This window comes from Nocardioides cavernae, assembly GCF_013410035.1.
GTDB classification, from domain to species: Bacteria; Actinomycetota; Actinomycetes; order Propionibacteriales; family Nocardioidaceae; genus Nocardioides; species Nocardioides cavernae_A.
The window spans coordinates 1,093,258-1,107,881 of the sequence record NZ_JACCBW010000001.1; the positions used below are offsets into that span (position 1 = coordinate 1,093,258).

The 14,624-nt window shown below is 72.1% G+C and carries 14 protein-coding genes; 11 read left to right on the forward strand and 3 right to left on the reverse strand.

Going from position 1 to position 14,624, the window contains the following annotated elements; genetic code table 11:
* Positions 1-73 precede the first annotated feature (73 nt).
* Positions 74-991 carry a diacylglycerol/lipid kinase family protein gene (locus F4692_RS05430; RefSeq protein ID WP_179618571.1) on the forward strand — a complete coding sequence of 306 codons (918 nt, stop codon included), beginning with the start codon at positions 74-76 and terminating at the stop codon, positions 989-991.
* A gap of 10 nt (positions 992-1,001) precedes the next feature.
* Here the strand turns inward: F4692_RS05430 and F4692_RS05435 are convergent, their stop codons facing one another.
* Positions 1,002-1,994, reverse strand: coding sequence for a helix-turn-helix transcriptional regulator (locus F4692_RS05435; RefSeq protein ID WP_179618572.1), 993 nt, complete (start codon positions 1,992-1,994; stop codon positions 1,002-1,004).
* 182 nt (positions 1,995-2,176) lie between these two features.
* Between F4692_RS05435 and lysS the strand changes: the two genes are divergently transcribed.
* From lysS to F4692_RS05465, 6 genes are all read left to right on the forward strand, one after another.
* Positions 2,177-3,880 carry a lysine--tRNA ligase gene (gene lysS / locus F4692_RS05440; RefSeq protein WP_179618573.1) on the forward strand — a complete coding sequence of 568 codons (1,704 nt, stop codon included), beginning with the start codon at positions 2,177-2,179 and terminating at the stop codon, positions 3,878-3,880.
* Positions 3,881-4,119: 239 nt separating this feature from the next.
* Positions 4,120-5,172 (forward strand): type IV toxin-antitoxin system AbiEi family antitoxin domain-containing protein, encoded by a 1,053-nt coding sequence (locus tag F4692_RS05445; protein ID WP_179618574.1) that lies wholly within the window; start codon positions 4,120-4,122, stop codon positions 5,170-5,172.
* Positions 5,173-5,339: 167 nt separating this feature from the next.
* Positions 5,340-5,759, forward strand: a complete 420-nt coding sequence (locus F4692_RS05450) for a DUF3151 domain-containing protein (protein ID WP_179618575.1) — start codon at positions 5,340-5,342, stop codon at positions 5,757-5,759.
* A 99-nt stretch (positions 5,760-5,858) separates the two neighbouring features.
* Positions 5,859-6,143, forward strand: coding sequence for a DUF3311 domain-containing protein (locus F4692_RS05455; protein WP_308645165.1), 285 nt, complete (start codon positions 5,859-5,861; stop codon positions 6,141-6,143).
* Positions 6,140-7,870 carry a monocarboxylate uptake permease MctP gene (gene mctP / locus F4692_RS05460; protein ID WP_179618576.1) on the forward strand — a complete coding sequence of 577 codons (1,731 nt, stop codon included), beginning with the start codon at positions 6,140-6,142 and terminating at the stop codon, positions 7,868-7,870. The genes F4692_RS05455 and mctP overlap by 4 nt, the downstream gene beginning before the upstream one ends.
* A gap of 85 nt (positions 7,871-7,955) precedes the next feature.
* Positions 7,956-9,437, forward strand: a complete 1,482-nt coding sequence (locus F4692_RS05465) for a DHA2 family efflux MFS transporter permease subunit (RefSeq protein WP_179618577.1) — start codon at positions 7,956-7,958, stop codon at positions 9,435-9,437.
* Positions 9,438-9,443: 6 nt separating this feature from the next.
* Here the strand turns inward: F4692_RS05465 and fbaA are convergent, their stop codons facing one another.
* Complete coding sequence (fbaA, locus tag F4692_RS05470) at positions 9,444-10,478, reverse strand: class II fructose-bisphosphate aldolase (protein ID WP_179618578.1); 1,035 nt, start codon at positions 10,476-10,478, stop codon at positions 9,444-9,446.
* Between the two features lie 158 nt (positions 10,479-10,636).
* On the opposite strand from fbaA, the gene F4692_RS05475 reads away from it, so the two are divergent.
* Genes F4692_RS05475 through F4692_RS05485 form a run of 3 tightly spaced genes read left to right on the forward strand, consistent with a single transcriptional unit; the run spans position 10,637 to position 13,062 of the window.
* Positions 10,637-11,743, forward strand: coding sequence for a hypothetical protein (locus F4692_RS05475; protein WP_179618579.1), 1,107 nt, complete (start codon positions 10,637-10,639; stop codon positions 11,741-11,743).
* Positions 11,740-12,222: a SigE family RNA polymerase sigma factor gene (locus F4692_RS05480; protein WP_179618580.1), complete on the forward strand. Its 483-nt coding sequence runs from the start codon at positions 11,740-11,742 to the stop codon at positions 12,220-12,222. Before F4692_RS05475 ends, F4692_RS05480 begins: the two co-directional genes overlap by 4 nt.
* A 54-nt stretch (positions 12,223-12,276) precedes the next feature.
* Positions 12,277-13,062: a septum formation family protein gene (locus F4692_RS05485; RefSeq protein WP_179618581.1), complete on the forward strand. Its 786-nt coding sequence runs from the start codon at positions 12,277-12,279 to the stop codon at positions 13,060-13,062.
* A 22-nt stretch (positions 13,063-13,084) separates the two neighbouring features.
* On the opposite strand, the gene F4692_RS05490 is transcribed toward F4692_RS05485, so the two are convergent.
* Positions 13,085-13,777, reverse strand: coding sequence for a TrmH family RNA methyltransferase (locus F4692_RS05490; RefSeq protein ID WP_257029506.1), 693 nt, complete (start codon positions 13,775-13,777; stop codon positions 13,085-13,087).
* Between the two features lie 37 nt (positions 13,778-13,814).
* Between F4692_RS05490 and F4692_RS05495 the strand changes: the two genes are divergently transcribed.
* Entirely contained in the window at positions 13,815-14,585 is a 771-nt protein-coding gene (locus tag F4692_RS05495) for a DedA family protein (protein ID WP_308645166.1), read from the forward strand.
* Positions 14,586-14,624 lie beyond the last annotated feature (39 nt).

Sequence of the window (14,624 nt, forward strand, 5' to 3'; positions counted from 1 at the left end):
TACCGCACCCGGGGCGTACGTCCCTGCTCGCGTCCGGGGGGTGCGACCGGGACCGGTCGGCTAGGGTCCGGGCGTGCAGTCCTTGCTCGTCATCACCAACGCCGACGCCGGCACCTCCGACGAGGAGCGGCTGTCCGAGGCGCTGGCCGTGCTCCGCGAGCGGGCTTCCGTCGAGGTCGCCAAGACCTCCAACCCCGGCGAGCTCGACGGCGTCCTGCACCGCGCGGGCGGGCGTACGGTCGTGGTGGCCGGCGGGGACGGCAGCCTGCACGCGGTCGTCACCGCGCTGCACAAGCGCCACGAGCTCGCCGACGCGACCCTGGGCCTGCTGCCGATGGGGACCGGCAACGACTTCGCGCGCGGCAACGACATCCCGCTCGAGATCGCGGACGCGGCGCGGCTGGTCCTCGACGGCGAGGCCCGACGGGTCGACCTGATCGTCGACGAGACCGGCAACGTGGTGGTCAACAACGTGCACGTGGGTGTCGGCGCCCAGGCCAGCCGCAAGGGCGCGAAGTGGAAGACCCGGCTCGGCGCCGTCGGCGTCGGCAAGGTCAACCTCGGCAAGCTCGGCTACCCGATCGGCGCGGCGCTCTCGGCCTTCCACCCGCCCAACTGGCGGCTGCGGGTCGAGCTCGACGGCGTCGTCGTCAACGACGTCGACCGGCCGGTGCTGATGGTCGCGATCGGCAACGGCGGCAACGTCGGAGGTGGCACCGAGCTCAACCCCGACGCAGACACCGAGGACGGCCGGCTCGACGTGATGATCAGCCGTGCAGTGAAGCCGCTGGCGAAGGTGGGCTACGTCGTCGGGCTCAGCAAGGGCGAGCACGAGGAGCGCGACGACGTGCTCAGCCTGCGCGGGACGTCGGTCAAGGTGAGCGGCGACGAGTTCTGGCTCTCTGCGGACGGCGAGATCTCCGGCCCGGAGCGCAGCCGCAGCTGGCGGCTGGAGCGCGCGGCGTACGCGATGATCCTGCCGCCCGCCTGACCTCCGCCCCCTAGATCCACCCGCGGCGTACGGCCTCGGCCCCGGCCTGGAAGCGGGTGTCGACGCCGAGCTCGGTCATCAGCGAGGCCACCCGGCGCCGGACGGTGCGCAGGCCGATGCCCAGCTTGCGGGCGATCACCTCGTCGGTCGCGCCGGCCATCAGCTGCTCGAGGAGGAACTGCCTGCTGCCGGGGCTGACGTCGCCGCGCGACTCGAGCTCGGGCACCGGCGCCGCGGCCGCCCACATCGACTCGAACCACATCGTGAGGGCCGCGACGATCGAGCGCTGCCGCACGTGCACGCGCGGCTCGTCGGTGAACCCGAGCGGCTCGGGCAGCACGGCGTGCGCGTCGCCGAAGACGAACATGCGGGTGCGGAGCTCGGAGACCACGCGGACCTCCTCGCCCAGGGCGGCGCGCGTGCGCAGGGCTTCGGGCGCCTCGGTGAGGGCGCGCACCGGGTAGATGGCACGCGAGCGGCGCCCCGTGCCGATCGCCTCGGCGATCAGCTCGCTCACCGCGGACTCGCGGGGCATCGCCCACGCGTCCGGGCGCAGCCACAGCATGTCGCCGCGGCTGGTGCGCACCATCAGCTGCAGCAGCTCCAGCGGGTTGCCGCCGGACGTCAGCTCGCCGTCGAGCGGCTGGACCTCGCTGACGAGCTGGCTTCCCGGACGCGTCGCCGAGGCGACCAGGTGCGGGACCGCGCTCGAGATCTCGGCCAGCCGGGCGGCCGACGTGGCGGCGGTCCGGGCCTCGTGCAGCACGAGCCGCGAGACGGCCTCGGCGAGCGGGGGCACCACCACGCGGTCGTCCTGGAGCGTGACGAGCCCGCGCTCGAGCAGGGGACGCAGGTCGCGCAGGAGGACGGTGGGGTCCGCCTGCACCAGCTGCGCCACCCCGGCGGTGGTGTGGCCGGAGATCGGCGCGAGCCGGAAGTAGAGCTGCTCGGCGGCGCGGTCGAGCCCCAGCGCGGCGAGCACGGAGGACTGGTCGGCGGACACCGTGGCAGTTTAGTGCCAGCGGCACTCAGGATCCGCGTGGCAGGGACCGGCCAACGGATACTGGCTCGGCCGGCTGACGCGGGGGTGTGAGCCGGCCTGCTCCGTGAGGGGCGACCAAGGCGTCGGAGCCGCCGCGGGGGACGGCTCCGACGCCCGTCTCGTGCCCCGATAGCCTTGCGCGCATGGCACGAGGTGGACGGCAGGGGCAGGGCGACCCGATCGACTGGGTGACGCGGGCGGCGGACGACGCCGTACGCCACGCCGGCGAGGGCAACCCGGTGACCGTCGCCTCGGGTGCCTCCCCCAGCGGCCCGATCCACCTGGGCAACCTGCGCGAGTTCATCACGCCGCACTTCGTGGCCGAGGAGCTGCGCCGCCGGGGCGTGCCCGTGCGCCACCTGCACTCGTGGGACGACTTCGACCGCTTCCGCAAGGTGCCGGCAGGGGTGCCCGCGGAGTGGGCCGAGCACATCGGCCGGCCGCTGACGGCCGTGCCGGACCCGTGGGAGTGCCACGCCAGCTGGGCCGAGCACTTCAAGGCCCCCCTGCAGGACGCGCTGCGCGACCTCGGCGTGGAGATGGAGGAGGTCTCGCAGACGGAGATGTACACCTCCGGCGCCTACCGCGAGCAGGTCCTCCTCGCCGTCTCACGGCGCGACGAGATCGAGGCTGTGCTCGCCCAGCACCGCACCAAGAAGGTCGCGCCGGCCGAGGACGCCTCGGACCAGGAGGCCGCGGACCTCGCCGACTCGGTCGCCAACGAGGACGACGCGCCCGTCTCCGCGGACGCGATCGCGCGCTTCCCCTACCGCCCCTACTGCCGCCAGTGCGGCCGCGACACCGTCACCACGACGGCGTACGACGACGCCACGACCACGCTGTCGTACACCTGCGCGTCCTGCGGCTTCTCGGGCACCACAAATCTGTCCACCGACGCCGACGGCAAGCTGGTGTGGAAGGTCGACTGGCCGATGCGCTGGGCCTACGAGTCGGTCAACTTCGAGCCCGCCGGCCGCGACCACATGACGCCCGGCTCGTCGTACACCGTCGGCACCGAGATCGTGCGCTCGATCTTCGACTGGAAGGCCCCGGCGCGCGTGATCTACGCGTTCGTCGGTTTCGCCGGCGTGCAGAAGATGTCGTCCTCGGCCGGCGGCGTGCCGACGGCGACCGACGCGCTGCGCATCCTCGAGGCGCCGATGCTGCGCTGGCTCTACGTCCGCCGTGCGCCGACGCAGGCCTTCGACATCGACTTCGGTCCCTCGGTCGTACGCCTCTACGACGAGTGGGACGCGCTGGGCCGCAAGGCCGCCACGACGTCCGACGTCGCGACCCTCGCGTGGCACCGCGCGTCGTCGACGGCGTCCGCCGGACGCCTGCCGACCCCGGCCGTGCCCGTGCCCTTCCGCACCCTGTCGTCGGTCGCCGACGTGACCGCCGGGTCCGCGGACCTGATCTCGCGCATCATCGAGTCGTCGGGCTTCCCCCACGACTCGGTCGCCGACCTCGAGCCGCGGCTGTCCCTGGCTATGCAGTGGACCGCCGAGCACGTGCCCGCGTCCGAGCGCACGACCGTACGCACCACGCCCGACGCCGCGCGGCTCGCGTCGCTCACCGAGGACGAGGAGCTCTGGCTGCGGATCTTCCTCGACCGGCTGCCCGCCGAGCCCGACCTCGACTCCGTCACGTCCGTCGTCTACGGCGTGCCCAAGGTCGCCCGCGGCCTCGGCTTCGACGACGCCCCGACCGAGCAGGTGAAGGCCGACCAGAAGGAGTTCTTCCGGTTGCTCTACAACCTCCTCGTCGACGCCGACCGCGGCCCCCGGCTCCCGACCCTCGTGCTCGCCCTCGGGACGGCGAAGGTGCGGGAGCTGCTGGGCGCCTGACGGGGCGGGCGTCCGTCCATCCGTCGGTCCGTCTGTCCGTATCCCCTCATGAGCGGCCATATGGTCGCTCATGATGTGGCATACCGTGCGCCGAGCGGCCATATCGGGCGCCCAGTGCACGACCACGATCGTTCCTGCGACGCGCCAGCCAGCGTCCACAGGCCCGGCCCGCAAGCCGGCGTCCACAGCCAGCGCGGCCTCAGGCTGCGGCGTACGGCCGCCGCGCGCAGGGTCGTCCCATGCGACAAGCACTCGTACACGTGGCCCAGGCGCAAGGTGGACTCTTCTCGCGCCAGCAGGCCCTGGGCGCCGGCTACACCGAACGCGAGATCAAGGCGCTCACCCGACTGGGAGGCGTCTGGGTCGTGGTGCGGCACGGCATCTACTGCCAGCGCATCGACGTCGACGACCTGGCAACCCAGGAGCGCTGGCTGCTGAAGGACAGGGCAGCCGCGCTCGCGGCGGAGAGCGAGGTGATCCTGTCCCACGACTCGGCCGCTCGCGTCCTCGGGATCGACACGCTCGAACCGCCGTCACCGGCCAGCCACCTCACCCGCCACGGACCGAACGGCAGCAGGACCAACGGCGACCTCGTGCGTCACCACGACCTCCTGCCGCTGTGCATCGAGCAGGTCGACGGCCTCGTCGCCACGTCGTACGCCCGAACGGCGCTCGACATCGGACGGTGGCACGGCTACCGGCACGGCCTGGTCGCGGTGGACAGCGTCCGGCACATGGGCGTACCTCTCGCCGACCTCGAGACGGAGCTGTCCCGCATGGAGCGGCACCCCCACATCGCTCGCGCACGTGCGGCGGTCCGGGACTCCGACGCCGGGGCCGAGTCGGTGCTCGAGACCCTGGGACGAGAACTGGTGGCTTCGCTCGGCCTCGGCGACATCGAGACCCAGTTCGCCGTGCGCCTGGCGGACGGTCGAGTCGTCTGGTGCGACTTCCGCGTGGGATGCCACATGTTCGAGTGCCACGGCCTGGTCAAGCTCGTCCCCATCTCCGACGGCGGGGTCGCCGCCGAGCCGGCCGAACGGGTGCTGTGGAAGCAGCAGGCGCGGGAGACCGCCATCGCCGCCGAGGGACTCGGAGTCTCGCGGATCGTGTGGGCCGACTGCTTCGGGGCGGGTCGCGAGCGCGCAGCAGCACGTCTGCGCAAGGAGTTCGCCATCACCGCGTCCCGACACGGACGGGCGCTGCCCCCGCACCTGCGCGAGCTCGCAGACCGGCACCCGCGACGTCCTGCGAAGCGACTCTGGATCCCCGACCTGGCGCCGGCCGCCTGACCATGCGCGCGATCGAGCGGCGCTCATGATGCGATGTGGCCGCTGGTCGCACGGCATGCCCCATCATGAGCGTCCATATGGTCGCTCATGAGGGGATGTGGCCGCCCGCGCGGAGCGGCGGCGCCCACCACCGCGAGCGCGCAACCACGACATCTAGGCTGACCCCCATGACCTCGAGCTTCGGCGGCGACCTGATGGCCGGTCCCCCGCCCACCCACCTGCCCGCCGATCCCGCCGACGCCGAGCTCGCGGGCGGAGAGGCGCCCGCGGCGGTCGTACGCCGTCACCCGGCGTCGCCGGCCGCGTGGGCCGCGCTGGCGCAGCAGGCGCAGGACGCGGGGGCGGACGACGTCACGGTGTACGCCTACGCGCGCGTGGGCTACCACCGCTCGCTCGACATGTTGCGACGCAACGGGTGGAAGGGCCATGGGCCGGTGCCGTGGGAGCACGAGCCCAACCGCGGCTTCCTGCGGGCGCTCGCGCTGCTGGCGCTCATGGCCCGCGCGATCGGCGAGACCGACGAGTGGGAGCGCTGCTCGACGTTCCTTCGCGACTCCAGCGCGACGGCGGCCGACGAGCTCCTCTGAGGGGGTCGAGGGCGACCGTTCGTCGCGCCAGGAGGACCGCTCGCCGCGCCCCTCCCAGGGGTGGGTGACGACCGTCACCGCGGGAGTAGTGTCTCGCGGGTGAATTCCGGGAACACACCTCCACAGTCGCGTCCCGCACCGGACGTCCCCCCGACCGACAAGCGCAAGATGGCCCTCGCCGGCGTCCTGCTCGCCGTACCGATCGTGGTGCTGCTCTGGGTGCCGCACTACGCGAAGATCGAGCCGAGGCTGTTCGGCTTCCCCTTCTTCTTCTGGTACCAGTTCCTCTGGGTCTTCCTCTGCTCAGGGATGACGTACGCAGCCTTCCGGCTCACGCTGTCGGCGCGCGGCAAGACCACCCACAAGGTGGGTGAGGACCGATGACGCCGCAGCTCACCGTCCTGGCGGCGGACACCGGCGGCGTCAACGGCGTCGCGCTCGCGGTCCTCATCGTGCTGTTCCTCCTCGTCACGGTCGCCGGCTTCATGGCGACCCGCTTCAAGCGCGCCGAGTCGATGGAGTCCCTGGAGGAGTGGGGCCTGGGCGGGCGCACGTTCGGCACCTGGATCACGTGGTTCCTGCTCGGCGGCGACCTCTACACGGCGTACACGTTCGTCGCCGTGCCGGCCGCGATGTTCGCGACGGGTGCGGTCGCGGGCTTCTTCGCCGTCCCCTACACGATCATCCTCTACCCGATCATCTTCATCTTCATGGCGCGGCTGTGGTCGGTGAGCCACCGCCACGGCTACGTCACGCCGGCCGACTTCGTCCGCGGACGGTACGACCACCGCGGGCTGTCGCTGGCCGTCGCGATCACCGGATTCGTGGCCACCATGCCCTACATCGCGCTCCAGCTGGTGGGCATCCAGGCGGTCCTCGAGGTCGCCGGGCTCGGCGGCGGCGACAACATCGTCGCCAAGGACGCGCCGCTCTTCATCGCCTTCGCCGTGCTGGCGGCCTACACCTACTCCAGCGGCCTGCGGGCGCCGGCGGTGATCGCGTTCGTCAAGGACATCCTCATCTACCTCGTCATCATCGTGGCGGTCATCTACCTGCCCGGGAAGGTCGGTGGCTGGGAGGCGATCTTCGGCGCGGCGCAGGACAAGATGGACGCCAACAACGCGGCCGCCGTCGAGGCCGGGCTCAACCCGTCCTCGTCGTTCGTCCCGGGCTCGGGCGCGTTCTGGGCGTACGCCACCCTGGCGCTCGGCTCGGCGATGGCGCTGTTCATGTACCCCCACTCCATCACCGCGTCGCTGTCGTCGAACTCGCGCAACACCATCCGGCGCAACGCCTCGATCCTGCCGGCGTACTCGTTCGTGCTCGGGCTGCTCGCCCTGCTCGGCTGGGTCGCCATCGCCGCGGGCACGCAGCCGATCGGCCTGGACGGCGAGCCCAACGCGCAGCTGGTGATCCCGCAGCTGTTCGAGGACATGTTCCCGTCGTGGTTCGCCGGCGTCGCGTTCGCCGCGATCGCGATCGGTGCGCTGGTGCCGGCCGCGATCATGTCGATCGCCGCGGCCAACACCTTCAGCCGCAACATCTACAAGGAGTGGATCAAGAAGGACGCGACCCCGGCGCAGGAGGCGAAGGTCTCCAAGCTGATGTCCCTGCTCGTGAAGGCGTTCGCACTGGTCTTCGTGCTGACGCTCGACAAGCAGAACGCGATCAACTTCCAGCTCCTCGGCGGCATCTGGATCCTCCAGACGTTCCCGGCGATCGTGTTCAGCCTCTTCACGCGGTGGTTCCACCGGTACGGCCTGCTCGCCGGCTGGGCGGTCGGCATGGCGTACGGCACGGTCCAGGCCTACAACGTGGTCAACCCGGTGACGGGCAAGCACTTCGGTGGCTCGTCGGCGATCATCCCGGGCATCGGCGAGATGGGCTACATCGCCATCACCGCGTTCGTGCTCAACGTCGCGATCGCCGTCGTGGTGACCGCGGTGATGCGCGCGACGAAGGTCTCCAACGGCAACGACGAGACGATCCCGTTCGACTACTTCGCCGACGCCGACGACCCCCGCGTCCAGAAGGACATCGCCGAGCACGGCGCGCACGACGAGCCGTACGGCGACCCGGACGACATCGCGGGCAACGCACCCGCGCGGTAGGCCGAGCCACACGCACGGCAGGCACGGTACGCACCACCCGGGGACCGGCAGCACCGCTGTCGGTCCCCGGGTGTCTACTGGGCAGGTGACCGCCACCCAGACCGAGGCTCCCGTGCGCGCCGAGCCGTGGCCCGCGCTGTGGGCGCTGTGCGTCGGCTTCTTCATGATCCTCGTCGACACCACGATCGTGAGCGTCGCGACGCCGGCGATCATCGAGGACCTCCAGGCGGGGGTCAACGAGGTGGTCTGGGTGACCAGCGCCTACCTCCTGGCCTACGCCGTGCCGGTGCTCATCACCGGCCGGCTCGGGGACCGCTACGGCCCGAAGAACCTCTACCTCGTCGGCCTCGTGGTCTTCACCCTCGCCTCGCTCGCGTGCGGCCTGACCACCACGATCGAGGGCCTCATCGCGGCCCGCGTCGCGCAGGGCATCGGCGCCTCGATGATGACGCCGCAGACGATGGCCGTGATCACCCGGATCTTCCCGGCCGAGCGGCGCGGGTCGGCGATGGCGCTGTGGGGCGCGGTGGCCGGGGCTGCCACGCTCGTCGGCCCGATCGCGGGCGGCGTGCTTGTCGACTCGCTGGGCTGGGAGTGGATCTTCTTCGTCAACATCCCGGTCGGCGTGGTCGCATTCGTGCTCGCGTGGCGACTCGTGCCGCGGCTGGAGACCAACGACCACCGCTTCGACTGGCTCGGCGTCGCGCTCAGCGGCGCCGGGATGTTCCTGCTCGTCTTCGGGATCCAGGAGGGCGAGCAGTACGACTGGTCGACCATCACGGGCCCGATCACCGTCTGGCGGATGATCGTCGCCGGGCTCCTCGTGCTCGCGGCGTTCGTGTGGTGGCAGGCGCGCAACCGCAGCGAGCCCCTGGTGCCGCTCGGCCTGTTCGCCGACCGCAACTTCTCGGTCTCCAACCTCGCCATCACGACCGTGTCGTTCGCCTTCACCGCGATGGGATTCCCGCTGATGCTGTGGGCTCAGCTGGTGCGGGGCTACTCCCCCACCGAGGCCGGGCTGCTGCTCGCCCCGATGGCGATCGTCTCGATCCTCGCGGCGCCGGTCGCCGGGCGGCTCACCGACCGGGCGCACCCGCGCGTGCTGACGCTGGCGGGCTTCGCCGTCCTGGCCGTCTCGTTCGTCCTGCTCAGCCTGGTCCTGGCACCCGACACCCCGCTGTGGCTGCTGGTGCTGGCCTTCGGGCTGGTGGGCCTGGGCAGCTCGTTCCTGTGGGGGCCGCTGGCCACCACCGCCAACCGCAACCTGCCCCCGCAGCGCGCCGGGGCGGGGTCCGGCGTCTACAACGCGACCCGGCAGGTCGGCGCCGTCCTGGGGTCCGCGGCGATCGCGGTGCTCATCGACGCGCGGCTCGCGGCCAACGGGCTGCAGTTCTCGCCCTCCGAGGCGGGGGCAGGGGGCGGCTCGCTCCCGGACCAGGTCGCCGGCCCCTTCACGGACGCGATGGCGCAGTCCCTGCTGCTGCTCCCGGCCGTGCTGGTGCTCGGGCTGGTCGCGTCGCTGTTCTTCGAGCGGCCCCGCCACCTCGGCGAGGCCGCTCGACGCTGACGGGCCTCAGCCGGCGAGCGAGGTGCCCGCGGAGCGCAGGTTCTGGCAGGCCTCGACGATGCGCTCGGCCATGCCGGACTCGGCGGCCTTGCCCCAGGCGCGCGGGTCGTACTGCTTCTTGTTGCCGACCTCGCCGTCGACCTTCAGCACGCCGTCGTAGTTCGCGAACATGTGGGCCGCGACCGGGCGGGTGAAGGCGTACTGGGTGTCGGTGTCGACGTTCATCTTCACGACGCCGAAGTCGACCGCGTCGCTGATCTCCTGCGCCGTGGAGCCGGAGCCGCCGTGGAAGACGAGGTCGAAGGGGCGGGCGTCGGCACCGAGGCCGAGCTCGGCGGCGGCGGCCTCCTGGGCGGACTTGAGGATCTCGGGACGCAGTTTGACGTTGCCCGGCTTGTAGACGCCGTGCACGTTGCCGAAGGTCAGGGCGGTCATGTAGCGACCGCGCTCGCCGGCGCCGAGGGCCTTCACCGTCGCGATGGCGTCCTCGGGGGTCGTGTAGAGCTGGTCGTTGATCTCGTTGGCGACACCGTCCTCCTCGCCACCGACGACACCGACCTCGATCTCGAGGATGATGTGGGCCGCGGCGCACTTGGCGAGCAGCTCCTCGGCGATCTCGAGGTTCTCGCCCATCGGCACGGCCGAGCCGTCCCACATGTGCGACTGGAACAGCGGCAGCTCACCGCGGGCGACGCGCTCGGCCGAGATGTCCAGCAGCGGGCGGACGAAGCCGTCGAGCTTGTCCTTGGGGCAGTGGTCGGTGTGCAGCGCGATGTTGACGGGGTAGTTCTTGGCGACCTCGGCGGCGTAGGCGGCGAACGCGACGGAGCCGGTGACCATGTCCTTCACCGACGGGCCGGAGAGGTACTCGGCGCCGCCGGTGGACACCTGGATGATGCCGTCGGAACCGGCGTCGGCGAACCCCTTCAGCGCCGCGTTGAGGGTCTGGGAGGACGACACGTTGATGGCCGGGTAGGCGAAGGACTTCTCCTTCGCGGCGTCCAGCATCTGTGCGTACACCTCGGGGGTGGCGATGGGCATCGGGGAATCTCCTCGGAAGCAGTCAGACAGGCGCAGCCAACCCTAGTGGCTACCGGTGAGTCAGGATCTTCGTGCGGCGTCGTCTCAGCAGGTGACAACCGAACCGCCCCGCACTCCGTGTCACCAGGTGGCAGGCTCACCGGGGGAAGGACGCCACCATGACCACCCAGATCGACTGGCAGCACGAGATCGACAGCGCGTTCGGCAGCGGCGACGACCGGCCCGTCGGGCACTACGTCGCCGCGGGGCAGCGAGCCGTACGCCGCCGGCGCCGCGTCGCGCTCGGCGGTGCGCTCGCTGCGGCCGCGGTCGTCGCGGGCGTGGCCTGGGGGGCCGCGCCCGGGAGCGGCCCGACCCGGTCGCAGGCACCGCCGGTCGCGACCGACCCCAGCGTCACCACGGAGGACGCCGCGGACGGCTGGCCCGCGGACGAGCCCCCCGCCCGCTTCTTCGGCGGCGGCGTGGAGGTGCGCGAGGGGGCGGTCGTCCACGACCGGCGCGACGACCTCTACCCGGGCAAGGGCACGGACTCGGCGGCCCTCGACGTGAGCTACGGCGGTGAGCGCTGGTGGGTCGCCGTCGAGTGGGGCGGCGACGGTGCGGCGTCCAACGCGGTCCGGTCCGACGAAGGACTCTTCGCGAGCTTCGACGCCTTCGTCGCCGAGAAGATCCGCGGCGGAGGCATGATCTACCGCCCGGAGCCCCCGGAGAACGGGGCCGGCGACTGGCTCGGCGGGCTGGTGCAGTGGGACGGCCGGAAGCTGACCGGGCGCAGGGGCGTCGAGGTCGTCCGGACGGTGCAGGACCCCGTCGGCGACGGCGCCTCGATCGGGGTCGTGCTGAGCAGGAACGGCACGACGACCTGGATGCTCGTCACCGACGGCGGGGGCGGCGCGTCCTGGACCGAGGAGGCCGGATCGGGTTGGCCGACCTTCGAGGAGTGGCTCGCCGACCAGGTCGCGACGGTCGAGGGGGACGAGGCGCCCACCCCGGTGCGGCTCGACGGCATCACCGTGGTCGGCGCGCTCGCGGGCGTCGAGGTGCTCGACCAGCAGGCCGACCCCGACCTCCGTGCCTACGGGACCGCCGCGGCGGGCACCCGGTCGGCGGTGGCGAGCATCGAGTGGAAGGACCGGCGCTGGTTCGTGCTCGTCATCGACGACTCGGTGACGACGGTGGCGGCCGACAAGGCCGGTGGCGCGAGCACCCTGGACGACTTCGTCGCCTTCATGGCGGACCGCGCCGACGTGGGCGGCATGCGATGAGGCACGACGCCGCGTTCTCGGAGTTCGTCGCCGCCCGCCAGACCCACCTGCGCCGGGTGGCGTACGCCCTGTGCGGCGACTGGCACCGCGCCGACGACCTGCTGCAGACCGCCCTCACCAAGCTCTACGTCGCCTGGCCGCGGATCCGGCACGAGGGCGGCGAGGAGGCGTACGTCCGCCAGATCATGGTGCGCGCCAACATCGACGAGTCGCGCCGACCCTGGCGCCGCGAGCGCCCGAGCGCGGAGCTGCCCGAGCGGCCCGCCGCCCCGGGGACCGACGTCGAGGACCGCTCCGCGCTGTTCGACGCGCTGCAGGCCCTCTCCGAGCAGCAGCGCAAGGTCGTCGTGCTGCGCCACTGGCTCGGTCTGTCGGTGCGCGAGACGGCCGCCGAGCTCGGCATCAGCGAGGGCACGGTGAAGAGCCACAGCAGCCGCGGCCTCACCGCGCTCGAGGAGGTGCTGGCCCGCCAGGCGTGACCACACCCGCAGGTGGGCTGGCCCCGCTCCGGCGTCAGGCCTACGTTGACGGGCATGCCACACCGTCGCGCGCGCACCACGGGTCCGGTCCTCACCGTCGCAGCCAACCTCGCGGTCGGCCTCGTCGCTGGCCTCGTCGCCGGCCTCGTCGCTGCGTTGGGCGCGGCCGCCCCGGCGTCGTCAGCGGCGGCGGACCCGCTCTTCCAGGCGCCCGCGGTCGCGCAGTGCTTCGACATGAGCGCCGACGAGCTGGCCGGGGCGTCCTACGCCGAGGCGGCCGTCGACTGCGCCGGTCCGCACACGTCGACGACGATCGCGGTGGCCCTGCTGCCGGACGGGCTCGCCTACGACAGCCGTGGTCTCGAGAGGTTCGCGCTCGAGACCTGCTTCCCCGCCCAGCGCAGGGTGCTCGGCACGTCCACCTCCAGGATGCGCCTGAGTGCCTTCAACGTCGGCTGGTTCGTGCCCACGCCCGAGCAGCAGGCGACCGGCGCGCGGTGGGTGCGCTGCGACCTCGTGCTCGGCGCCCCGACGGCGCCGCAGCAGCTCCCGGCGAGGCTCCGGCTCGGCAAGCCCCCCTACGACACGGCGGTCTCGCGCTGCCTGGCCGGCCGCGACTTCCACGTCACCGTCTGCTCCAGCCGCCACACCCACCGCGCCACCGCAGCCCTCACGGTGAAGGGCGCGAGGTTCCCGAGCGAGAAGGCGTGGCAGCGGCTCGGCACGCAGCGCTGCCGCGGCGCCGTGAGGTCGCGGTCCTACCGGTTCGGCTGGCCGTCCAAGGCCTCCTGGAAGGCGGGCGACCACACGCTGATCTGCTACACCCGGACTCGGCACTGAGCCTCCCGGCGCTGCCACCGCGTCACCCGCGCCAGGCGTCCTCGCCGCCGAGGTCGGCGTGCGCCCGGACCCAGCTGTGCATCGCGATCGCGGCCGCCGAGCTGGCGTTGATGGACCGCGTCGACCCGAACTGGGCGATGGAGAAGGTCCCGTCGCACGCCTCGCGTGCGCCCTCGGAGAGCCCCGGGCCCTCCTGGCCGAAGAGGAAGCAGACCCGCTCCGGCAGGTCCATCGTCTCGAGGTGCAGCGAGCCGGGGAGGTTGTCGATGCCCAGCAGCCGCACCGGCCCGCCCGCGTCGGCGGGCAGCGCGTGGAGGTACGCCGCCAGCGCGGCGGCGTCCGGGTGGTGCCGTACGTGCTGGTAGCGGTCGGTGACCATCGCCCCGCGACGGTTCCAGCGACGGTTGCCGACGATGTGCACCTCGGCGGCGAGGAACGCGTTGGCGGTCCGGACGATCGTTCCGATGTTGAAGTCGTGCTGCCAGTTCTCGATCGCCACGTGGAAGCCGTGCCGGCGGGTGTCGAGGTCGGCGACGATCGCGGCCATCGACCAGTAGCGGTAGCGGTCGACCACGTTGCGCCTATCACCCTCGCGGAGCAGGTCGGCATCCCAGTGGTCCCCCTCGGGCCACGGCCCCTCCCACGGCCCGACGCCGACCTCGGGCGGACCGTGCGGCATCGGGTCGTAGGGAGCCCGCGCCTCCTCCTCGTGCATGCGGGGAATGCTAGGCGCGCGGCCTAGGGTGTCGCGCGTGAGCGCACTCCTCGACCCCGCCGGGCTGGTGACGCCCCTCCTGCTGGGCATCGACTGGATGGACCCCAACTGGCTGCTCGACCGCTTCGGTGCCGAGCTGTTCTGGCTCAGCCTGGTCATCGTCTTCGTCGAGTGCGGGCTGTTCTTCCCGATCCTGCCCGGCGACAGCCTGCTCTTCGCGCTCGGCCTCTTCATCGCCAACTCCGACAACGCCGACGCGACGCTCACCCTCGACGTGTGGGCGGGCGTACCCCCCACCGGGGAGCTGCTGCTCGCCCTCCTCCTGCTGACGGGGGCGGCGTTCCTCGGCAACGTCGTCGGCTACGAGATCGGACGCAAGATCGGGCCGCCGCTCTACGAGCGCGACGGACGCATCATCAAGCGGAAGTACTTCGACCAGACGACCGCCTTCTTCGACCGGCACGGCAACAAGGCCCTCGTGATCGGGCGCTTCGTGCCCTTCGTGCGGACGTACGTCACCGTGGTGGCCGGCGTGACCCGGATGGAGCGGCACCGCTTCTTCATGTGGAGCGCGGTCGGCGCGGTGCTGTGGGTGCTCTCGATCGTGCTGCTGGGCTACTTCCTCGGCGCCGCCTTCCCCGCCCTCGGCGAGAGCATCGACAAGCTCGTCATCGTCATCGTCGCGTTCTCGGTCGTCCCGATCGTCGTCGAGTGGTGGCGCCACCGGCGGACCAACGCCGCCGGCGCCGAGATCGGCCCGCACGACGGCGGCCCGGACCGCGACATCACCGGCCGCGACCTCGACTGACGCTCCACGGGATCCGTACGCCTGACGTACGGATGATGC